The sequence below is a fragment of the Paraglaciecola sp. T6c genome (genome assembly GCF_000014225.1).
Lineage (GTDB): Bacteria > Pseudomonadota > Gammaproteobacteria > Enterobacterales > Alteromonadaceae > Paraglaciecola > Paraglaciecola atlantica_A.
Map to the genome: position 1 here is coordinate 5,081,093 of NC_008228.1, position 21,706 is coordinate 5,102,798.

Below are 21,706 nucleotides of genomic sequence, written 5' to 3' on the forward strand. Positions count from 1 at the left end.
TTGCTGGCGTTTTTGTTTGTATAAACAAGTAAAGATGTACGCACATGAGCTTTGCGAGAAACACTGTCAAGAGGAATACTTTCTGATGCGCTGTTGGGAACGTGAGTTAAAAAAATTGGTCAGAAAACTAAGGTAGATCGCGCGTTGAAAATAGCATTACTCGCAGGTGAGGTGCCAACCCATTTTGTGTTGCTGCCACTTCTCATTAGCCAATTCTGCATCGATTAAAGGATGCGCTTTCAACCAGCCTTCGGGGAACACTAAGCGCCAGTCATTTTCTTCTACCTCTAAGCAAAATTGCGGTAGAAGGTTATCTTTACGGCGTATCGACAAAATACAAGCTAGACGCAGCACCCTTACTAGGCTGCGCATAATGCCCCGGGTTTCACTGTGGTTTTGATCGAATACTTCAGGTGATATTTGCTGACGATGATTCAATACCAGCGTTTTTATGCCATCACGTTGTAAATTGGTATACCCCACCATAGGCACGTGACCTAAAATGTAAGCACCGTGCTTGTGATGCAATTTGTATTCAATGTGTAAACCAGTTTCATGCAACATAGCGGCCGCAACCAGCATGGCCTCACCATCGATACCGTCAACGTCAGTTTGCTCACTAAGTTGCTTAAACAACGTCAGGGCGACCTCAGTGACCCGTTCCGCTTGCTCCGAATCAATGTGAAAGTGCTGCATATGCTGATGGATCGTTTGCATACGGCGGTCATTCTGCTGCATGTTTTCCAGCATGCCATAGATAAGACCTTCTCGTAGTGCGCCCCCTGATATCTGCATATCGCGGATAGACAACGATTCGAATAAAGCGATGAGAATGGCTAAGCCACTGGGGAAAATAATCCGCCTGGATTCATCCAAACCATCAATTATTAAGTTGTCGAGCGTCGAGCAATCAATACATTGCTGGCGCAAGTTGTAAAGATAGTCGAGCCTAATGGCATCACTGATCCCTTGGGCAACTAAGATTTCTGTAATCGCTTGAGGTGTACCTGATGCGCCTAAGCACTGCTGCCAGTCAAAGCATACGAACTTATCTGCAACAGCATCGACCATCGCTTTGGCTGCATCAATCGCTGCTGCAAAGTTTTCCTCGCTGAGGACATCACCTGCAAAGTGACGCTCTTTAAACGTCACGCAGCCCATGTTGAGACTAACCAGATGAATGGGGGTCATATCGTTGCCGATAATGATCTCGGTACTCGCGCCACCAATATCAATAACCAAAGAATTACCTTGATTGGCAGAGGTGTATGCCACGCCCAAATAAATTTGCCGTGCTTCTTCTTCACCACTGATAACGCTTAGTGTGTGATCGAGGATTTGTTGGGCTTTTACGGTAAATACGTCAGCATTTTTAGCTAAACGTAACGTGGCGGTTGCCACCACACGAATGTTGTCTCGGGGAATGTCCTGCAGACGCTCTGCGAACGTTTCGAGGCAGCGCCAGCCGCGCTCTAAACTTTCATTGTCAAGCATCATGTTATCGTCTAGCCCTGCGGCTAAACGCACTTTTTGCTTCACTTTACCAATAATTTGTACACTACCCGCTACCACGCGAACTATCACTAAGTGAAAACTATTTGAACCTAAATCAACGGCTGCATATAGCTCTTCGGGGTGATTTTGCGGTAATCGGGTAGATGTAATCATGGCTTCCTGCGGTTACGCGAGCCTGATGATTGGCGCTTCTGAGGGTTGCGACCATTCTGCATTCGCTTTTTATGGCGAGGCTTAGGTGGTGTCACATCTCGAAGTAGTGCATCAGCTTGATATTCTGTTACCGGAATAGCATGCTCAATGTAGGTTTCAATCGCTGGCAAGTTTAACGCGTAACGTTCACAAGCAAAGCTGATTGAGCTACCGCTTTGACCAGCACGACCGGTGCGGCCGATACGATGTACGTAATCTTCAGCATCATCTGGTAAGTCATAGTTAAACACGTGACTAACCATAGGAATGTGCAAGCCTCGAGCGGCCACATCGGTAGCAACCAGTATATCTAGCTTGCCAGACGTGAAATCTTCAAGGATTTTTAAGCGCTTGTTCTGAGGAACATCACCGCTTAATAGACCCACTCGATGACCATCTGCTTGTAGCCAGTCGGCAACTTTCTCACAGCTGTGCTTAGTATTCGCAAAAACAATGGCTTTATCCGGCCATTCTTCTTCCATCAAACTAAGTAGCAAGGCCATTTTATCTTCATCAGAAGGATAAAAGAGCTCTTCTTTGATGCGCGTGCCGGTTTTGCGTTCGGGCTCAACTTGCACGTGAGTGGGGTTATCCATGTGCTCATAAGCTAGCTCTTGTACTCGGTACGACAACGTCGCCGAGAACAACATGCTTAAACGCTCTGTCGGTTTAGGCATGCGATTGAAAAGATAACGAATATCTTTAATAAAGCCTAAATCGAACATACGGTCCGCTTCATCAAGTACAGCGACTTGAATACCGGCTAACGAAAAAATGTTCTGCTTGTAGTAGTCAATGATCCTGCCGGTAGTGCCGATAATAATATCTACACCTTCTTCCAGCTTTTCCCGTTGACTTTGATAACCCTCGCCCCCATAAATCAAACCGAGAGACAAACCAGTGTGTTGACTTAGCAGTTCAGCATCGTTAAAGATCTGAACCGCCAACTCTCTGGTTGGCGCCATAATAATGGCTCTTGGTTGTTTTTTAGTGGGCTGCGGATTACTTAGCAAGTAATGAAAAGTTGCCACCAAGAACGCGATAGTTTTACCGGTTCCGGTTTGCGCTTGACCTGCTATGTCATTCCCTTCTAATAGAGGGGGCAAGCTTAACGCTTGAATGGGCGTGCAGTGACTAAAGTTTGCGGCGGATAACGCCTTAACGACTTGCTCATTGATTGGCAAGTCCGCGAAATGTGTTTCGGTTAAATGAGTTGTTTGCATAGCTTATAGCTTATCAGTGCTTGCATTAAAAAACAGTTTCTATATAACAATCACGATCACGCTGAATTATATCGGCGCTAGAATTAATGACGGAGAAAAGAATGAGCGACAAAATTATCCAGTTATCGGACGATAGTTTCGAGGCAGATGTTATCAATGCTACTGGTCCTGTACTAGTTGACTTCTGGGCGGAATGGTGCGGTCCGTGTAAGATGATTGCGCCAATTTTGCATGAAATTGCTGACGAATTCGACGGCAAGTTAACAGTTGGCAAGCTGAATGTCGATGAAAATAACGAAACACCACCTAAGTATGGTATCCGTGGCATCCCTACTTTGCTTTTATTTAAAGGCGGAAATGTAGCTGCAACTAAAGTCGGCGCACTATCTAAAAGCCAATTAGAAGAGTTTTTGAACGAAAACATCTAATTAAGTGCTGAAAAATTAAGCCCGACCAAATCGGGCTTTTTTATTTCTTGTATACTCTTTGTGCAAAGCTTTGTTCAATGTAATACCTTTTAAACCACTATTTTCACTAGACGTACCGTGATTTTGGTGCTAACTTTTCATTGTTCACACCTGAACAGACCTGTACTTTCGCACCAATCAGAGATTTTTATAAGTAAATACCTTTGAACCATTCAATCAATTTTTGCTGATATGGCAAAACTTTCAAGCATGAAAAGACCCACCAATATGAACCTAACGGAACTCAAGAACAAACCCATCAGTGAGCTGGTTGGACTGGCCGAAAAAATGGGCCTAGAAAACATGGCTCGCGCTCGTAAGCAAGACATTATATTTTCAATTTTGAAAACCCACGCCAAAAGTGGTGAAGATATTTTCGGCGACGGCGTCCTAGAAATACTTCAAGACGGCTTTGGTTTCTTGCGTTCTAACGACGCATCATACTTGGCGGGACCAGATGATATCTACGTATCACCTAGTCAGATACGTCGCTTTAACTTGCGCACCGGCGATACCATTTCAGGTAAAATTCGCCCCCCCAAAGACAGCGAGCGATACTTTGCCCTGTTGAAGATCAGCGAAGTTAACTTTGACCGCCCTGAAAACGCCCGTAACAAAATCTTATTCGAAAACTTAACGCCACTGCATGCCAATGAGCGTTTAGTCATGGAGCGAGGCAACGGCAGTACCGAAGATATTACTGCTCGCGTACTTGATTTAGCCTCTCCAATCGGCCGTGGTCAACGTGGTCTTATCGTTGCACCGCCTAAAGCCGGTAAAACGCTTTTACTACAGAACATCGCCCAATCAATTGCAGCAAATCATCCAGAATGTTTGCTCATGGTATTGTTGATTGATGAGCGCCCAGAAGAAGTGACTGAGATGCAACGCCTTGTACAAGGTGAAGTGGTTGCTTCTACCTTTGATGAGCCTGCGAGTCGTCACGTACAAGTGGCTGAAATGGTAATTGAAAAAGCCAAACGTCTAGTCGAACACAAGAAAGATGTGGTTATCTTACTTGATTCAATCACACGTTTAGCCCGAGCGTACAACACCGTAATCCCATCATCCGGTAAAGTACTTACTGGTGGTGTTGATGCTAACGCATTACACAAGCCTAAGCGTTTCTTTGGTGCTGCGCGTAACATCGAAGAAGGCGGCAGCTTAACCATTATTGCTACTGCGCTTATCGATACTGGCTCTAAAATGGATGAAGTTATCTACGAAGAGTTTAAAGGTACGGGTAACATGGAATTACACCTGAACCGCAAAATTGCGGAAAAGCGTGTTTTCCCAGCGATTGACTACAATCGCTCTGGTACTCGCCGCGAAGAATTACTGACCACCCCAGACGAATTACAAAAGATGTGGATCTTACGTAAAATCGTGCATGAAATGTCAGAAATTGACGCAATTGAATTTTTAATTGGTAAGTTGTCTATGACCAAAACCAATAATGAATTCTTCACTGCGATGCGCAAGCAAAAAAGCTAGCATCACAGCATAATACGTTTTTTAAAATCCGCTGCAGGTTCGCCCGCAGCGGATTTTTGTTTTTACGGTGCTTTATCTTCTGAAAAAAGTAAAAACCGATAAAAAGACACAGAAAGTTGCTCAATTAACGTTCAAGCGGGACTCGTTGTTTGAATTGAGCTACAATCCGTTTCCGAAATTTACTGGTCAGCAATATCTTGTCTATCAGCATGAGATTTCATCTGCTTGTTCAAGTCCGCTGCACCAAATAAAACCGAAATATAGTGGGAGTGAAAATGCCTCAAGTTGCGATTGTTATGGGTTCAAAGTCTGATTGGCCCACCATGGCCCAAGCGGCAAAAATGTTAGATGCCTTAGGCGTAAGTTATCACGCCCAAGTGGTGTCGGCTCATCGCACCCCTGCCCTGTTAACAGAATTTTCAGAAACGGCAGCCGACAAAGGTTACCAAGTGATTATTGGTGGCGCTGGCGGCGCTGCGCACTTACCTGGCATGATAGCCGCGCATACTCACCTGCCGGTATTTGGTGTGCCCGTGCGTTCAAGCCAGCTAAGTGGAGTAGATTCTTTGTACTCAATTGTACAAATGCCCAAAGGCGTTGCTGTAGGTACCTTAGCTATAGGTGAAGCTGGCGCAGCTAACGCCGGCTTACTTGCCGCGCAAGTTGTTGCTTTGCATGATGAAACCGTACGCGATGCGATTATTCAATTCAGACAAAAACAAACGGCTGACGTATTAGCCCAACCCGCACTGGAACTACCTGAATGAACGTGCTGATTTTAGGCTCCGGCCAACTCGCCAGAATGATGGCGCTAACAGGTGTGCCCCTAGGAATTGAAGTACGAGCGGTAGATGTAAGCAACCATAAAGTGGTTAACCCCATAGACAAAAAGGTGATGGATATTCACCTTGAAACGGCTATTGAGGCCGCCGACGCGATTTCTGTTGAGTTCGAGCACATTCCAGAGCCTTTACTTGAACAAGTCAATCGTAGTGGTAAGCTGATGCCAAGTGTTGAAGCCATCGCAGCCGGAGCTGACAGAGTTAAAGAAAAAGCGTTACTCGACAAGCTCAATATCGCCAATTGCCCTTACATGATTGTGGATGACGCGGCTAAGCTCGAACAAGCCGTTGCACAACTAGGCGAAAAGCTGATCATTAAAGCCAGCCGCGACGGCTACGACGGTTACGGTCAATGGCGCTTATCTAGCAAAGAGCAACTGCCTGATATCAAGCAAGCACTGGCCGAGCTTGATTTAAAGAAAGTGCCTTTAGTGGTTGAAAAAATGCTCAGCTTTGAGCGTGAAGTGTCATTAGTTGGCGCACGCGGTAAGAACGGACAGATCGCTCTTTATCCTTTGGTTGAAAACCTACATCATCAAGGCCAGTTGCATACCTGTGTTGCACCTGCACCGGCCATCACCCCTGAATTAGTCACTCAAGCCGAGCAGATTTTTACCGCCCTCGCTAGCGAGCTAAATTACGTTGGCGTACTGGCAGTGGAATTCTTCCAGATGGGTGACACGCTGCTAGTCAATGAAATCGCCCCACGCGTGCATAACTCAGGGCATTGGAGCATGCAAGGTGCCGATACCTGTCAGTTCGAAAATCACCTGCGCGCTATCTGTGAATTACCACTAGGTTCAACCCAAGTGTTGGCACCAAGCGTAATGCTTAACGTAATTGGTTGTGATTTACCGCCAAAAGACATGCTCAGTGTACCTAGAACCCATTTACACGGCTATATGAAAACCCCACGCGCCAAGCGCAAGATGGGCCACATCAATATCACTGGCAATGATTACGCTGAACTGGGCGAAGCGATGCAGAAACTGCAAAAGTGGTTACCGAAAAGCTATTTCCCGACACTGAACAGTGAAGCAGAGCGCCTTTTACAGATAAAATAATAACTTTTGGTTGACAACAAAAGTGGAATCAATAGAATGTCGCCTCGCTCTAGCACATAGCTGCCTAGAGCGGGAATCTAGTGTGCCGACTTAGCTCAGTTGGTAGAGCAACTGACTTGTAATCAGTAGGTCACCAGTTCGACTCCGGTAGTCGGCACCATTTCCCTTCTTTGTACTAAAGTCCCTGTTTGTTTATGCCCTTCGGGCACTAAAATTTTATATTCTATTCGCTACGTTCATTTATGACTTTCAGCCACTAGCACATGCACTCCTTACACTTGAAGGACAGACATAGTGTAAAGAATCCGAAGCTAATCGTTCACCTATCAAAAACTGCGCCCCTAAAATCCACTGGCTCATCCCGGTTTGATCATCTGGCAAGTCCATGGAAAATTGGAGTCAATAGAAAAGATAAAAGCAGCGTCAGCACCTTTAGTACGAAGGCTTCAGTCACGAGAAACAAAAATACACTTATATGTTACTCCATTTCCTTTGAGCCCGCGTATCTGCAATAGGAACGTCAGTCATCACCACTGTCGCTAGTCATATATTTAATACCGTGGAGCCGCCTAAACCCCAACCATTTTTTCGCAACTCGACAACCAAGCTCTGCAATTTCAAAAATAATCAGTAATAATGTGTCGCTACTCTGGTATTTTACCGTCGAGGCCATATATCGCCTTGTTAAGCCATTTGTTAAATACAGTAAATCTGCATAACTTCGCCAAAATAGGGCCGTTACATGATCATTGAAAAAATCGCGAGTGAACTTCAGGTAAAACCCACTCAAGTACAAGCTGCCGTCACCTTGTTAGATGAAGGCTCGAGTGTCCCTTTTATTGCTCGCTATCGTAAAGAGGCCACAAATGGCTTAGATGACATTCAACTCCGTCAGCTTGAGCAGCGTTTGATTTACCTGCGCGATATTAATGACAGACGTAACGTGATCCTCAAAACGATTGATGAGCAAGGCAAGCTTACAGACCAACTTAAGCGCAGTATTTTAAGCTGCGACAACAAGACCGAATTAGAAGATTTATACCTGCCTTACAAACCTAAGCGTCGCACTAAGGGGCAAATAGCCATCGAAGCAGGCTTACAGCCTCTTGCAGACACTTTATTTGCCGACCCGACCTTATCGCCTGAGTCTGAAGCCGCAAAGTTCATTGCTGCAGATAAGGGCGTAGCTGACGAAAAGGCAGCGTTAGAGGGGGCAAAATTCATCTTGATGGAGAAATTTGCTGAAGATGCAGCATTGCTACAAAAAGTGCGCCAGTACTTAATGGAAAACGCTCATATCAAAAGCAGTGTGGTTAAAGGTAAAGAAAAAGAAGCGGCTAAATATTCAGATTACTTTGCGCACAGTGAACGCCTCAGTAAAATACCATCGCACCGCTGCCTAGCCTTGTTTCGCGGCCGAAATGAGAACTTTCTGCAAGTATCAATGGATGCTGATCCGCAAAAAGAAGAATCAGACAAAAGCTCATTCGGTGAACACATCATTGCCCAGCATCTGGGTTTGAATTTTAGTAACCGTGCGGCGGATGCGTGGTTAGCGAGTGTCGTTCAGTGGACATGGAAAGTAAAAATTGCTCTTCACATGGAAACAGAATTGTTTGGTGTGATAAAAGAAAAAGCCGAACAAGAAGCAATTCAGGTGTTTGCTAAAAATTTAAATGACTTGTTGATGGCGGCGCCTGCTGGGGCGAAAACCACCATGGGTCTTGATCCCGGTTTACGTACCGGCGTAAAAGTGGCAATCGTTGATGCCACAGGTAAAGTGCTAGCCACCAGCACCATATTCCCCCATGTGCCGCAAAATTTGTGGGACAAAAGCCTGCGAACGCTAGGTATGCTGTGTAAGCAACACAAGGTGAAGTTAATCAGCATTGGTAACGGCACAGGTTCACGTGAAACAGACAAGCTCGCCGCAGAGGTTATTAAAGCTAACCCCGAACTGGGTTTGAGCAAAATTATGGTCAGTGAAGCAGGCGCATCGGTTTATTCGGCCTCTGAGCTGGCATCAAATGAACTACCCGATATGGATGTGTCGCTTCGCGGCGCTGTATCCATCGCTAGGCGCTTACAAGATCCACTCGCAGAGCTGGTTAAAATTGAACCCAAAGCTATCGGTGTTGGTCAGTACCAACATGACGTAAGCCAAAGTAACTTGGGGCGCTCACTTGACCGTGTTATTGAAGATTGTGTAAACGCCGTTGGCGTGGATTTAAACATGGCTTCGGCCGCGCTATTAAGTCATGTATCAGGCTTAAACCGCACACTTGCCACCAACATCGTAAATTTCAGAGATACCAATGGCGCGTTTAGCAGTCGCAAAGACTTGTTAAAAGTAGAACGCTTAGGGCCAAAAGCCTACGAGCAAGCCGCTGGCTTTTTACGCATAGTAAATGGCACTAACCCGCTTGATGCCTCGGCAGTTCACCCTGAAGCTTACCCTGTGGTCCAAGCCATAGTGAGTAACTCAGGCAGTGCTGTTAATGATTTAATTGGTAACACTGAGCTATTGAAAAAGCTTGAGCCGCAGCAATTTGTGGATGATTCATTCGGGTTGCCCACAGTGACTGATATCATCAGTGAGCTACTTAAGCCAGGCCGAGACCCTCGTCCTGAATTCAAAACCGCCACCTTTAAAGAGGGCGTGTCGTCGCTTAACGATTTAAAAGAAGGCATGATTTTAGAGGGCGTAGTGAGCAACGTCGCTAATTTTGGCGCGTTCGTTGATGTAGGTGTCCACCAAGACGGTTTAGTGCATATCTCGGCTATGACTGACAAATACATTTCTGACCCACGGGAAATCGTCAAAACCGGTGACATTGTTAAGGTCAAGGTAATGGAAGTAGATGTGGCGCGTAAGCGTGTGTCATTCACCATGCGCTTGAATGACGATATCAGCGCCAAGCCGAATCAAAGCCGCGGCAACAGTGACAATAAACCTCGTCAAGGCAACAGGCCAAGTGGTAAGACTCAAAATAAGAAACCCGCACCTGCTTCTGCTAATCAAGCGATGGGCAATGCCTTTGCCGATGCCTTTGCCAAAGCGAAAAAATAGAAAAGGTTAAAAGCGAATACGATAACCGGTGACACCGTTCACCGGTTTTTTTATGTCTATAATAAATACATCCTATTTGCTCGTTAGTCGCCACTTGACTGGGGTAACCTTTACACAGCTTTTACATACCCGACAGAAACTATCAATCCTTCTTTAACGTCATACACACAGAAACGCTTCCCAATAATTGATAACGTGAGTCCACTATGACGATGAAAAAACTACTTCCTTTAACGCTTGTGGTACCTATTGTATTAAGTGCCTGCGCAGGCAAGCCTAAACCGCAACCTAAAGAGCCCGATATGTTCGCTACAAACATCAAAAATACTAACGAGAAAGTGTTTAATTTCAGTATTAGCGCGAACCAAAACTCGGTTAGAAGTAAACCAGAGCGTGGCGGTGCTGGCGGCCCGCCACAGAAGAGAGGTAACAAGAACAAAGCCAAAAGTGACGATCCGAAAGAAAGACGACTCGATGAACTATTTGCCCACCTTGAAACGAAGCTCAGCGAGTCAGGTTATTGCCGTGAGGGCTACACCGAAATAGACACTTACGAATCAAGTAGTCGACTGCATATCCTCGGCATGTGTAACGAAACGGCCACCCCAGAGGATAAACGTAAATTCGCCAATAATTACGGTTATTAATATGAGCGGTGTTTGTGAATTTAATTTATAGGAAGTTTGGTCGATGGCGCTGGTGATAAATACCAGCTTTATTAGGCTGAGAAATTCAAACCATAGCTTTTGGGTTCGCTTACCCCTTGGTAATACCGTTGAACAACACGCTCCGCTACTAAGGTGTTGTCGTCTCTGCTAGCTTGAGTAGCAAATGCATTGCCTGTCTCACTAGCAAAAACGTCACCTCGTTGCTCACTTTTCAAGGTGGCTTTAGCGACTTCAGATGTATCTAGGTCTCGGATTGGCGTACCTTCATCAGTACCGCGTACTATTTCATCTAACTCAGGGCCAAATTCTGATTTAACAGTCGATTTACCTGCCGCATTTACATTTTCACCTTGGGTATCACTCTGTGTATCATTTTGAGCAACAACACCAACACCTTCACTTTTTTCTTCTGCTAGCTCTTTGCGTGCTTCAAACGTTTTTTGGCTGGCTTCAGCCGCTACCCTCAAGTCTTGCGCCGAGGGCTCAGCAGGAGCGAGAGCTGCAGATTTGACTTGCTGCATTTTGCGAATAGTGTCTTCAGGAGAATTCTCAACTGATACATCAATAGACACCTCTCCGCCTGTGGCATAACGCTTGCCGTCCGGTCCGGTTGTATACTCATACTTGGGTGCGCCAGCGTATTGGCCACCTGTGTTGGCATGAGCTTGCTCGTGAGTACGTACTTCAGTATCGCGTTTTTTCAACTCGTCTATTTGGGCTTTTTCTTGCTGCTCTTGCTGGGCTTGTTGTTCTTGTTCAGCGTCTTGTTTACCCGCACTTTCTTGCTGGGCGTTGTCCTGATCAGCATTTTTCTGAATATCCGATGCAGGATCGCCTTGGGATTGCACTTGAGGGCGCTCATATACAAGGGGTTGAGCGGGGCTTTTTACTTTGTCATGATCACTGGCTAATCCCGATTCTGCGGCTGAATTTTCAGACCCAGTCAACGCTGGTACTGTTTCGCGCAGGGTATTATCTCTGCGAGCAGCTTCAGTGTTGATATTGGCGGTAGTAAAAACAACCGCCGTTGGGATAGGCGTTACAATGTTCATTTTATATCTTAATGATACCTATTGGTTAGTGAACCTATGCAAAGGTGTCTAGTAAAGTGCCTATGGTGTCATTAGCTACATCTACTACTTTAGCTGAGGCTTCAACTCCTATCGCACCTGTTTGAAGCTCTATCACGCTACTAGTCAGGTTAGCACTGGATAGGCTGCCCTGTTGTGCATCGCCATTTAAGCTGGCAATCTCTCTGGATGCCTGCGTAACTTGCTCTGTGCCGCGCTGCACGCCCTGTAAACCACTGGCAAAAGCGCCGCTGATGTTGCTGTTATTTGAAATGTCCACACTGAGTACCTCTACTAACCTCTCGTGGTTAATTATTAACCAAAAAATGTCATTTTAACAGCGACTTTTCACCTGAGGGTGTTTTCCATCAGATCAATCAGGAAATCCTCTGTGTGCGATATAAATGGCGCATGTGAAGCATGGGGGAAAATCGTAACACTGTGATTTTTAGCTAAGCTTCGCTGTACATATCCTTGAAGCTTTACAGGCACTAAGCTATCAAGGCGCCCCAACATCCAATGTATCGGCATTTTCAAAGCCGCTATTTGGTCTCTTAAATCAACATGCTCTAAAATATCTAACCCCGCTGTCAGTGCGGCAATATCCGCCTGGGGCGACGCTTCTATACTGTTTTTTATCTTTCTAATATCTGTTTTCGCTGAATCACTGCCCATGGCCTGTATTGCCAAAAAGCGCTCTATGGTTTTGCTCAGGTTTTTCACTAGTTGCTGCGAAAACGCTTGCAGAATATTCGGATCAATCCCCGCCCAATCATTACCTTTTTGGAATTTGGGTGATGTGGCTATTAGTATCAACTGTTTAACGTTCGTAGGCTCAAGTAATGCAACATGTTGAGCAACCAAGCCACCTAACGACCAGCCTGCAAGCACACTGTTCTCAGGGAGCACGTTCGCTACACACTCAGCCAGATTTTTTAAATCGTACGGCTTAGGCATTATTTGATTGTTCTCACCAAAGCCTGGCAAATCAACATAAGTAACGCTGAAATGTTGCTCGAGCTGCTTGGCTATTGGCTGCCAAACACCGCTATTCACTCCCCATCCATGAAGTAGAACGAAATTAGGACCACTGCCTACCGTACGTGTTTTCAAAGTCGTGTGCATATAAATCTACTACCCTTAAGAACTGGTGTGTCAGTGTAGAGATGAAAAAAGTGAAATCAAGTGAATGGCTTAGAAGTGTTCACCCTTAATTGGCTAGGGCTTACAAAAGTCAAAAGCATACAAGCGGCCAAAATAGCACAACAATGTTTGCTGTGCAGGCAAGACAGCGACGCGCTTATTTGTGATTACTGCAGGGATGACTTAACTTTGTTTGAGTGTGAAAAATACGACTACAATTTATTGAATTGGCCCAAAGCGAAACGCGGTTTAAAGCATCTGACGGCAAATAACGTGTTAGCGCTAGCTGATTATCAGTGGCCTCTGTCGCGATTACTCACTAGCTTGAAGTTTTCTAATAAAATCCTGCACGCCAACGCTTTGGCCAAACTTTTTGTTGCACATGCGCTGAACAGCCGCTGCGCAATGCCTCAAGCGCTCATGCCAGTTCCGCTGCACCCGAGGCGCTATCAAGAACGCAAATATAATCAAAGTATCGAGTTAGGGAAACGCATTTCAGCCCTAACCGGCATCCCGTTAGTGACTGATGCGATCACTCGACATAAAGCCACACAAACGCAAACGTCTCTCTCCAGCGCTCAGCGAAAAGCCAATATGAAAAATGCGTTTACACTTCAGCGTCCCCTAAGCTATCAACACATCGCCATATTGGATGACGTGATCACCACAGGCGCTACCGTTGAGGCCGTGCACCAACTGCTAAATAAGCATCATCCAAGTTTACGAGTGGATGTATGGTGTATGTGTCTTACCCTGGAGCATTAATTAAACTGGACAAGAATATTGCGTTGCTCAACAAACGCCTTGTTCCGCGCCAATAACCACGAAAGTTTGGGTTGTCGGTAAACGCAATCACTTTACCTTTTCCAACACTGTGAGCCACGATAGAAGCGCTATTATTAATAAGCTCTTGCAACTCATCAGCAGCGTAACCAGACACGAGGGAGCGTGAAGTGTAACGCCCAACTGTGATAAACGGCGTTTTAGGCGCACGCATCACGACTGTGCTGTTTTTAAATGAAGGTAAATGCGAACGGGGAAAGCCAAAGGTAAGTGGATGACTGGTATCTAATTGCGTCTCAAATACCGCCCCTGCGATACGCTGCTTAGCCGCTAATCGGTCTTTATCTGCGTAGGTTAAGTCTTTCTTGGAAAACGCACGTTTGATTTCATCTTCATTTAAAAACGATGCCTTAAGCCAGTCTTTGTCAGCAAACCATTTTGCCGCTGTTCGCTGGCCTATCATTACTCCACCCGCAGACAACCATTTTTCCAGCGATCTAACTGTTTTCTCGGGTACGTCAGAATAATCTCCGCTAACCCAAATGATGTGACTATAGCGAGAGAGATCAAGACGAGAAAAGCGAGGTAAATCAGTGACAGTGACAGGCATCCCCACCACGGTATCCAAATAATGCCACGCTTCACCCACTTCATATTGTGATGTGCCATCACCGCCAACTAGCAACACTTGAGGGCTCTTGACGGCGAACATTTCACGGCTGCCAATGTCGATACCTTGTGCCGTTAGGCCTGATAAAATGGGCCAAATTTTAATGCTCGTTTCATTTGCACCGTTATTAAGCAATGCCACTAGATTGTCAGGCTGTTTCAGCGCTAATGGGATCAGTACCGAACCCGCGCTAAAACTAATATTACCTTGATCGGTTGCGGCAGCAAAATCAGATCCTGCAATTTTAACTTGCACGCCCTCGCGGAGCAGTTGGCTTAGTAACTTAGGTGCTTTTGAGTCGGCCCAAGAAAACCCATACGCGTATGCGCTCTCAGTATTGACTGGGAGACTGTTTTCCGGCTGATTATTGGGCTCATTGGCAACAGGCATTTTGCGCCACAACTTTCGCTCCACTGGGGAGTATTGAATATTAAATGCAAGAGGCAAGTTCCAGCTTGATACATCGTAAAAACTATTATCATTAAAGCTTTTACGCTCAGAGAAAAGCGATTTCACTAGGCGATATTGAGGCTGGTTTAACGGCACAAAAATACTGCTCAATGGCTGATAAGTCAGATCATCTACGCGCATTTCTTTATTCAGGTAATTAAACCTGATTTGATGTTGCTGCAATATCGACTTGAGGTCAGAAAAGCGGGTTGCATCTTTTGATTCACTAAGAAGATAACCCACCGTTTTATCGTCTTTTATCAGTTCGTTGGTTTGTTCAGTGAATTCTGTTGGGTAAGCCAACAACTCGGCTTTATTGGCCAGTGCTCCCTTGAACGTTGAAAGAGACGTGGTGACTTGATTTTGAATGGTATCAGTGAAATTCAGTTCACCATTGATAGACTCTTGTTTATGTCCACGACTGCTGGCCTGCTCAAATAGAATCCCTATGCTGCCTTGGGCGTCTGGATACGTCGAACCTTTGCCATAATAGAAATCATCGTAGGCTTCTTGAGTGAAATACAGCTGTTTTTTTTCATCCAGCGCAGCTGCATGAAATTTGGCTAACTCGGCTGTCAGTTCGGTATTACGTTTGGGCGTCCAAGGATTATTACGCGACGCGATCCCCGGCTGAAAAAAATAGCTACTATTGGTACCCATCTCATGAAAGTCTGTAAGTACATGGGGGCGCCAGCGCTGAAACTGCGCAATACGCGCCTGTGATTCAGGGTGCGTCAGCAATAACCAGTCGCGGTTTAAATCAAACATATAGTGGTTTGTTCGACCACTCGGCCAAGGCTGCTGATGCTCTCTGTGATTTGAGTCTGCCACTAATTGCTGGCCACGATTGCCATTCGCCCACTGGGCAAATCTTGCTAAGCCATCAGGGTTAATGCTCGGCTCCATGAGTACTACGTTATTTTCAAGCAATTGCTGAACAGCCTCATCTTGCGCTGCCGCTAAATAATAAGCCACCAGCAATGCAGCATTGGCACCGGATGATTCATCACCGTGTACGCTGTAGCCCATCCACAATATGAGAGGATCATCTGAGACCCTTTTTTGCCCGAACGAAGCGAGGTGATTGTTACGAATAGATTCAATATTTTGTTGGTTTTTAGCTGCCGTAAACGTCAGTAACAACAGAGGCCTATTTTCATGGGTTCGGCCGGTTTCCTGCAGTGACACTCGATCAGATTTGTCAGCCAAAATGCGCATGTACTCTACTAGTTGATCATGGCGCACATGCCATTCACCCACAGACGCCCCGAGGACTTGGGAAGGGCTAGGGATGGCATCGTTAAACTGCGTATTGGCGGGTAAATATTCGTTATCGGTGAGCGCTTGCGCCGAAACAGACAAAAAAACAGAACACACAAAACCCCAAAACCAACCGCACTTCATACGTTTACACCTTTTGTTACATCAAAATTAGCCTGAAAGTTATCCTGAAAGGTTCGCATGTTTTAGCTGAAATTGACATAAGTAAACATTATTACTTGAGTGTTTTAGTCAAGTAATTTTGATACAATCTCGATATGTTTCAAATACAGGACCTTTTTTATGATTTCTATTTCAGATACAGCCCAAGCGCACTTTTGTAAATTGCTTGAAAAACAAGAGCCTGACACTAATATTCGGGTTTTTGTCGTTAACCCCGGTACGCCTAGCGCTGAATGTGGTGTTTCCTATTGCCCACCAGACGCCGTGGAATCAACCGACACCACCCTAGAATTTAATGGGTTTGATGCCGTTGTTGATGCAGAAAGTGCTCCTTTTTTAAGCGAAGCAGAAATTGACTTTGTGACTGACCAAATGGGCTCTCAATTAACCTTGAAAGCACCAAACGCCAAAGCGCGTAAAGTTGATGACGATGCCCCACTAGAAGAGCGCATTAATTATATGATTGAAGCAGAGATCAATCCGCAACTTGCCAGCCACGGCGGTAAGGTTATGCTGATGGAGATCACCGAAAAAGGTGAAGCTATACTTCAGTTTGGCGGCGGTTGTAACGGCTGTTCAATGGTTGATGTGACGCTTAAAGATGGTATTGAAAAGCAAATGTTAGCCCAATTTTCTGGCGAGTTAACAGCAGTGAAAGACGCTACCGAACATGAAGCCGGCGAGCACTCTTACTACTAATTAGTCGTTAACATGCTTAAAAAGCAACTGAGTAAATTAGTCGCTGATCCACATAAAAGCTGGGGTCGTTTTAAATACGGCCTCGGCTTTTTTGTTATTGGCGTCATACTGATACTCATTGGCAGTCAAAATTGGGTGTGGCTGCAAATTCCAGGACTGATAGGGCTTGGCATTGGCTGTGTGTTGGCCTTGTATGGCTATATAGGTATTTTGGCCTACCGCATGCAGAATGCGTTTAGTTTATCAAACGCCCACCGCGATAAAGATAAGCAAAGTAACCGCCAAGACTAAGGCCCCGCCCGAGCATTAACAACAACAATGCGACCCACAAAGCATAGTTTTGATATTCTTGCAGTAGCCACCAGCTAGGAAAAAAGAAAAACGTGGCGCTAAGCAACATACTGTTTTGCATTGCCTTTGCTCGTGTTAGCCCCACAAACACGCCGTCCAGTAGGAAACACCAATGACTCACGATGGGCAACAACCAGATGATGAATAGGTACTGCGCAGTGAAGTTTCTAAGTTCTGGCAAATCCGTCAGTATTGCGATGATCTGCTGACCAAATACTACAAAGCTTAAGCTGTAACCGCCAGCCACTACGGATGACCAAAATAAACCGCGCATTACCACGCGATTAATTTCACGGGCGTCTTTTTTTCCTTTAGCTTCACCTGTTAACGCCTCAACAGCGTAAGCAATGCCGTCTAACCCTAGCGCAATCAGTGCAAAAAATTGCATGATAATCGCGTTGCTCGCGGCCGTTAATGGCCCAAATCTGGCCCCTTGAAAAATAACGAACGCCAAGCACAATTGCAGTGCCAAATTACGCACAAAACTATAACCGTTTAGGCTCATCAGCTGCGCCAATGAAGACCACCGCCACAAGCCCCAATGAGGCTTTTGTAAGCCCATTCCTTTTATCGCCACCCAAACGCCAAGTATCAAAATACTGTATTCAGCAGCAACACTTGCTACCGCGACACCCTTAACGCCTGCATCAAACACGAATACCAGTAAGACACTTAACCCAGCATTGAGTAAATTGGCAAATATTTGAATATAAAGTACTTGCTTTGTTTTTTGTTGGCCTATCAACCAGCCAATGATGGCCAGATTGACCAAAGCGGCTGGAGCCCCGGTAATACGCACACTAAAATATTGTTGAATAACATTAAGAAGTTGCGCTTCTGGTTGAGCGAAATGAATTCCTAATGTCAGTAGAGGTGTTTGCGCGGCCCATATTGCCAGACCGATAACCAAAGCTACGCTGCAGCTTTGCCAGAACACTCTACTCTTGTTTTCATTGTTTTGCTCGCCTTTGGCCTGGGCGCTTAAGCCTGTGCTCGACATACGAATAAAGCCACACAACCAATAGGTCTGAGTTAAAATTAGAGAGGCTATTGCTGCGCCAGCCAGATAATGACTACTGCCCATATGACCTAACACAGCAGTATCGACCATACCAATAAGTGGCGTGGTTATATTGCTTAAGATCATTGGTAGCGCTAACAGAATCAGCTGTTTATGGGAGGCCAAGTGCCAAAAACGGTGTTGTTCACGAGCTGGAGATATAGCCAAGAAAAATCTCACTTAATAGATAAAAATAAATACGGGAAAGCAGTTTCTCGTCCGTTATGCACTAAGCATTCAATGTTACACTAGCGCCATTCAAAGCCTCTCAAAGGGAACGTTATGGATCGTATCATTTTTTATGTAATGGTTTGTCTTGGTTTTTGCATCTCAATCAACAGTGCCCGAGCCAGTGACAACGCGGTTATCCTTCTTTATCACCACGTGAGCGAAGATACGCCTGCTTCTACCAGTGTTTCACCCGACACATTTAACGAACATATGACTTATTTGGCTGAAAACTATAATGTTTTACCATTAAAAGACATAGTTACTACGTTACAAAACGAGCAGCCGCTACCTGAAAACGCTATCGCGGTAACCTTTGATGATGGCTTTAACAACATTTATCAAAACGGTCACCCGATACTCGCTAGGCTCAACTTACCGTATACGGTTTTCATCAATCCTGACTTGGTTGGTAAGGTGAATTATCACTTGAGCTGGGAAGACATGCGGGCCATGACTAAACAAGGTGCCAGCTTTGCCAACCATAATTTGCGTCATGAGCATTTACTTAATCGGTTAGCCAATGAGAGTGATGAAGCATGGCTAGCTCGTCGTATCAGCGATATTCAACAAGCCGAAAAATTACTAGAAGATAATTTAAACGTACGAGATAAATTCTTAGCCTATCCTTACGGTGAATACTCCCCTGAACTACAAAAACAGCTTACCCAATTAGGTTACGTGAGCTTTGCTCAGCACTCTGGTGCTATTGCAAGCTTTAGTGATTTTTCAGCGCTTCCGCGCTTTCCGGCAGCCGGTATTTACGCGAATTTGGCACGTCTAAAAGTGAAAATGGCCAGTCTTGCTATGCCAGTACAAAATCCATCGCCAAATACACCACTCGTTAGTGGCGAACCTTTTACCTTCGAATTCAGCGTGCAAAGCGATGATATAAACAACGCACAAATTACCTGCTATTTTCAGGGTGATGCACAGAAAATCACCGTGAACCAGGCATTGATCAGAGTGGACTTTAAACAAAAATTGCCTGCCGGGCGCTCCAGAATAAACTGCACAGCGCCGAGCAAGCGCGCGCCCTCACGTTATTATTGGTACTCAAAACCTTGGTTTATTACCTCAGATAAGGGGCAGTGGTTAGATTAAAGCGTTTTTCTCATATGCAGGTAGGTGCCCAATTTCATTGGGCTGCTATCCACAGTAGAGCGCTCAATGTTAAAGCCAAATTTTTGATAACAATGTATAGCGGGCGCATTGTCTTGCTTAACGTCTAAGGTAAGAAATTGTTTGCCTAACTCATTAGCCTTTTCTGTAAAATGAGTTAGGAGTTCAATGCATAGTCCTTTTCGCTGAAACGCCTTTGCAACACCGATATGCCCGATACACAATTCATCGTCTGCAGGACGAGCAAATACTTGCTGTAATGACTGGCATCGATTCAACACTTCAAGAACATCAGTACCTTGGTAATACTGTGTCATGCTTTCAAGAGTTGCTTGTACATACATTGCCCCCATTTCACGTTGCCATGCACAGCCTATCCCAGCAAGTTGCCCTTGCAACTCTATGACCCAATGATTACCAAAGCCAAATTGGCCATGTTGATGTAAAAAAGCTTGTTTCATGTAACTGCGCGCAAAATATTGATGCTGCAGGGATTGTTGGTTAAATAAAAGGGGAATGGCTTCAGGCGCAGAAGAGATAATCAAGGCTACCGCTTCTTGCGTGTCTTGAGCTGTTGCCTGACGTACGCGAGGCACAGTTATTTGGTTGTCGCTAAGATAGTCATGTCATGCAGAATCCGTTTACTGTCGCTCACTGCAACTTTGCCTGGGGCAAACTCTGGTTTAAAGCGACCCACAACATGACCTTGCGGATTTACCACCACCACAGATGAACTGTGATCCACCAAGTAGTTTTCGTCGTCTGTGCTTTGTGACGTCGAATACATCATGCCCATTGCGCGAACGAAAGGAAACAAATCAGCATGCTCGCCGGTTGCGGCTATAAAGTCAGGTTCAAAAAAATCGATATATTCCGCTAGTCTTTCTGTTGTATCTCGCGCTGGGTCGACCGAAATAAACGCCACCTTGACCGGGTAAGGCCCTTTAATGCGTTGCAACTCAGGATAAATGCTGCTTAAGTCAGCCAGCGTTGTGGGACAAATATCAGGGCAAAAAGTGTAGCCAACGAAAACGAGCGTCCATTGATTTTGCAAGTTTTTATTGGTTAGTGGTTGGCCTTTACTGTCAGTCAAAGAAAAATCAGGCAAGGCTCTCGCCTGCGGGTAAAGCTTAATATACTGCGTTTCATCACTCTTCGGGGGCGCTATAGTCACTGCGATCACAACACCGACAACCAATGCCACTAAGGCGATCAACGCTACATTTAATCTGCTCAAAAAGTAAATCTCATATAATGGTCAACCAGTAAGACCACAAACAGTACCATTAAATGGATAATCGAAAACTTAAACGTTTTCATAGCGGTGTGTTCGTCACTGGCGAATTTTAATTTCCATGCATAATACAAGAAGCCAGCATTTAATGCGCTGGAGCCTAGCAAATATATCGCGCCTGTCATGCCAATCAGATAAGGTAACACGCTAATGAGCGCTAATAGCACCGTGTACAGTAAAATGGATGTTTTAGTAAATTCGATCCCGTGCGTGCATGGCAGCATCGGGATTTTAGCCCGAGCGTAGTCTTTTTCACGGTGAATGGCCAACGCCCAGAAATGTGGGGGGGTCCAAATGAATATGATGAGCACTAAGAGTAATGCATGTGCATGGATATCATTCGTTACCGCCGTCCAACCGAGTAATGGCGGCGCTGCACCAGCTAACCCGCCAATAACAATATTCTGAGGCGTAGCGCGTTTTAAATACATAGTATAAATAAATGCGTACCCCACTAAACTGGCTAACGTTAACAAAGCGGTTAAGCGATTGACCCATAATTCTAAAATAAGGTAGCCCACCACCGTAAGCACGCCTGCAAAAACGAGCGCTCGCTGGGGAGAAACTTTGCCTTTAGGCATCGGGCGATTCGAGGTCCGCGCCATTTGCGCATCAATTTTACGATCAACTACGTGGTTAATAACCGCTGCTGCAGAAGATAAAAAACCAATGCCGGTCAAACCTGCCAAAAGTATTTTCCAACTGATCCAAGTTTCACTCGCCAAACACATCCCTACCAAAGCGGTCAGTAGGAGCAACATTACCACTTTAGGTTTTGTCATCTCATAATAATCACGCCAGTGGAGGCCTGATTTATTTACTATGTTATGAGGTGCAACACCAACAGATTTGCTCATT

The 21,706-nt window shown here is 45.3% G+C and carries 20 protein-coding genes and 1 tRNA gene; 11 read left to right on the forward strand and 10 right to left on the reverse strand.

Going from position 1 to position 21,706, the window contains the following annotated elements:
- Nucleotides 1-156: 156 nt before the first annotated feature.
- Both PATL_RS21635 and rhlB read right to left on the reverse strand, forming a co-directional pair.
- Entirely contained in the window at nt 157-1,668 is a 1,512-nt protein-coding gene (locus PATL_RS21635; protein WP_011576907.1) for a guanosine-5'-triphosphate,3'-diphosphate pyrophosphatase, read from the reverse strand.
- Entirely contained in the window at nt 1,665-2,930 is a 1,266-nt protein-coding gene (gene rhlB, locus PATL_RS21640) for an ATP-dependent RNA helicase RhlB (RefSeq protein WP_006995006.1), read from the reverse strand. The genes PATL_RS21635 and rhlB overlap by 4 nt, the downstream gene beginning before the upstream one ends.
- Before the next feature lie 101 nt (nt 2,931-3,031).
- Here rhlB and trxA point away from each other — a divergent pair, with 101 nt between their 5' ends.
- From trxA to PATL_RS21675, 7 genes are all read left to right on the forward strand, one after another.
- Complete coding sequence (gene trxA / locus PATL_RS21645) at nt 3,032-3,358, forward strand: thioredoxin TrxA (protein WP_008303866.1); 327 nt, start codon at nt 3,032-3,034, stop codon at nt 3,356-3,358.
- Nucleotides 3,359-3,625: 267 nt separating this feature from the next.
- Nucleotides 3,626-4,891, forward strand: coding sequence for a transcription termination factor Rho (gene rho / locus PATL_RS21650; RefSeq protein WP_006995004.1), 1,266 nt, complete (start codon nt 3,626-3,628; stop codon nt 4,889-4,891).
- A 275-nt stretch (nt 4,892-5,166) separates the two neighbouring features.
- On the forward strand, nt 5,167-5,658 hold the full coding sequence (gene purE, locus PATL_RS21655; RefSeq protein ID WP_011576909.1) for a 5-(carboxyamino)imidazole ribonucleotide mutase: 492 nt from the start codon (nt 5,167-5,169) through the stop codon (nt 5,656-5,658).
- Complete coding sequence (locus PATL_RS21660) at nt 5,655-6,797, forward strand: 5-(carboxyamino)imidazole ribonucleotide synthase (RefSeq protein ID WP_011576910.1); 1,143 nt, start codon at nt 5,655-5,657, stop codon at nt 6,795-6,797. The genes purE and PATL_RS21660 overlap by 4 nt, the downstream gene beginning before the upstream one ends.
- An 84-nt stretch (nt 6,798-6,881) precedes the next feature.
- Nucleotides 6,882-6,957: transfer RNA gene (locus tag PATL_RS21665), tRNA-Thr, on the forward strand.
- Between the two features lie 582 nt (nt 6,958-7,539).
- Nucleotides 7,540-9,867: a Tex family protein gene (locus PATL_RS21670; RefSeq protein ID WP_011576911.1), complete on the forward strand. Its 2,328-nt coding sequence runs from the start codon at nt 7,540-7,542 to the stop codon at nt 9,865-9,867.
- A gap of 206 nt (nt 9,868-10,073) precedes the next feature.
- Entirely contained in the window at nt 10,074-10,514 is a 441-nt protein-coding gene (locus PATL_RS21675) for a hypothetical protein (RefSeq protein WP_011576912.1), read from the forward strand.
- A gap of 71 nt (nt 10,515-10,585) precedes the next feature.
- Here the strand turns inward: PATL_RS21675 and PATL_RS21680 are convergent, their stop codons facing one another.
- From PATL_RS21680 to bioH, 3 genes are all read right to left on the reverse strand, one after another.
- Complete coding sequence (locus PATL_RS21680) at nt 10,586-11,587, reverse strand: putative metalloprotease CJM1_0395 family protein (RefSeq protein ID WP_011576913.1); 1,002 nt, start codon at nt 11,585-11,587, stop codon at nt 10,586-10,588.
- A gap of 34 nt (nt 11,588-11,621) precedes the next feature.
- Entirely contained in the window at nt 11,622-11,885 is a 264-nt protein-coding gene (locus PATL_RS21685) for a hypothetical protein (protein ID WP_011576914.1), read from the reverse strand.
- Nucleotides 11,886-11,953: 68 nt separating this feature from the next.
- Nucleotides 11,954-12,730, reverse strand: a complete 777-nt coding sequence (bioH, locus tag PATL_RS21690; protein ID WP_011576915.1) for a pimeloyl-ACP methyl ester esterase BioH — start codon at nt 12,728-12,730, stop codon at nt 11,954-11,956.
- A gap of 117 nt (nt 12,731-12,847) precedes the next feature.
- On the opposite strand from bioH, the gene PATL_RS21695 reads away from it, so the two are divergent.
- Nucleotides 12,848-13,513 (forward strand): ComF family protein, encoded by a 666-nt coding sequence (locus PATL_RS21695; RefSeq protein WP_041714657.1) that lies wholly within the window; start codon nt 12,848-12,850, stop codon nt 13,511-13,513.
- On the opposite strand, the gene PATL_RS21700 is transcribed toward PATL_RS21695, so the two are convergent.
- Entirely contained in the window at nt 13,497-16,055 is a 2,559-nt protein-coding gene (locus PATL_RS21700; protein ID WP_011576917.1) for a M14 metallopeptidase family protein, read from the reverse strand. The two genes, PATL_RS21695 and PATL_RS21700, sit on opposite strands and share 17 nt — an antisense overlap.
- A 159-nt stretch (nt 16,056-16,214) precedes the next feature.
- Between PATL_RS21700 and nfuA the strand changes: the two genes are divergently transcribed.
- Together nfuA and PATL_RS21710 are read left to right on the forward strand one after the other, a co-directional pair.
- Nucleotides 16,215-16,793 (forward strand): Fe-S biogenesis protein NfuA, encoded by a 579-nt coding sequence (gene nfuA / locus PATL_RS21705; protein ID WP_011576918.1) that lies wholly within the window; start codon nt 16,215-16,217, stop codon nt 16,791-16,793.
- A gap of 12 nt (nt 16,794-16,805) precedes the next feature.
- Nucleotides 16,806-17,084, forward strand: coding sequence for a hypothetical protein (locus tag PATL_RS21710; RefSeq protein ID WP_041714148.1), 279 nt, complete (start codon nt 16,806-16,808; stop codon nt 17,082-17,084).
- Here the strand turns inward: PATL_RS21710 and PATL_RS21715 are convergent.
- Nucleotides 17,029-18,291 carry an MATE family efflux transporter gene (locus PATL_RS21715; RefSeq protein WP_232283345.1) on the reverse strand — a complete coding sequence of 421 codons (1,263 nt, stop codon included), beginning with the start codon at nt 18,289-18,291 and terminating at the stop codon, nt 17,029-17,031. The genes PATL_RS21710 and PATL_RS21715 overlap by 56 nt on opposite strands.
- 195 nt (nt 18,292-18,486) lie before the next feature.
- On the opposite strand from PATL_RS21715, the gene PATL_RS21720 reads away from it, so the two are divergent.
- The gene (locus tag PATL_RS21720) at nt 18,487-19,536 is read left to right on the forward strand and encodes a polysaccharide deacetylase family protein (protein WP_011576920.1); all 1,050 of its coding nucleotides are present in this window, start codon (nt 18,487-18,489) and stop codon (nt 19,534-19,536) included.
- Here the strand turns inward: PATL_RS21720 and PATL_RS21725 are convergent.
- Genes PATL_RS21725 through cyoE form a run of 3 tightly spaced genes read right to left on the reverse strand, consistent with a single transcriptional unit; the run spans nt 19,533 to nt 21,705 of the window.
- The gene (locus PATL_RS21725; RefSeq protein ID WP_011576921.1) at nt 19,533-20,150 is read right to left on the reverse strand and encodes a GNAT family N-acetyltransferase; all 618 of its coding nucleotides are present in this window, start codon (nt 20,148-20,150) and stop codon (nt 19,533-19,535) included. The genes PATL_RS21720 and PATL_RS21725 overlap by 4 nt on opposite strands.
- A gap of 2 nt (nt 20,151-20,152) precedes the next feature.
- Nucleotides 20,153-20,791, reverse strand: a complete 639-nt coding sequence (locus PATL_RS21730) for an SCO family protein (protein WP_011576922.1) — start codon at nt 20,789-20,791, stop codon at nt 20,153-20,155.
- Entirely contained in the window at nt 20,788-21,705 is a 918-nt protein-coding gene (gene cyoE, locus PATL_RS21735) for a heme o synthase (protein ID WP_011576923.1), read from the reverse strand. Before cyoE ends, PATL_RS21730 begins: the two co-directional genes overlap by 4 nt.
- Nucleotide 21,706 lies beyond the last annotated feature (1 nt).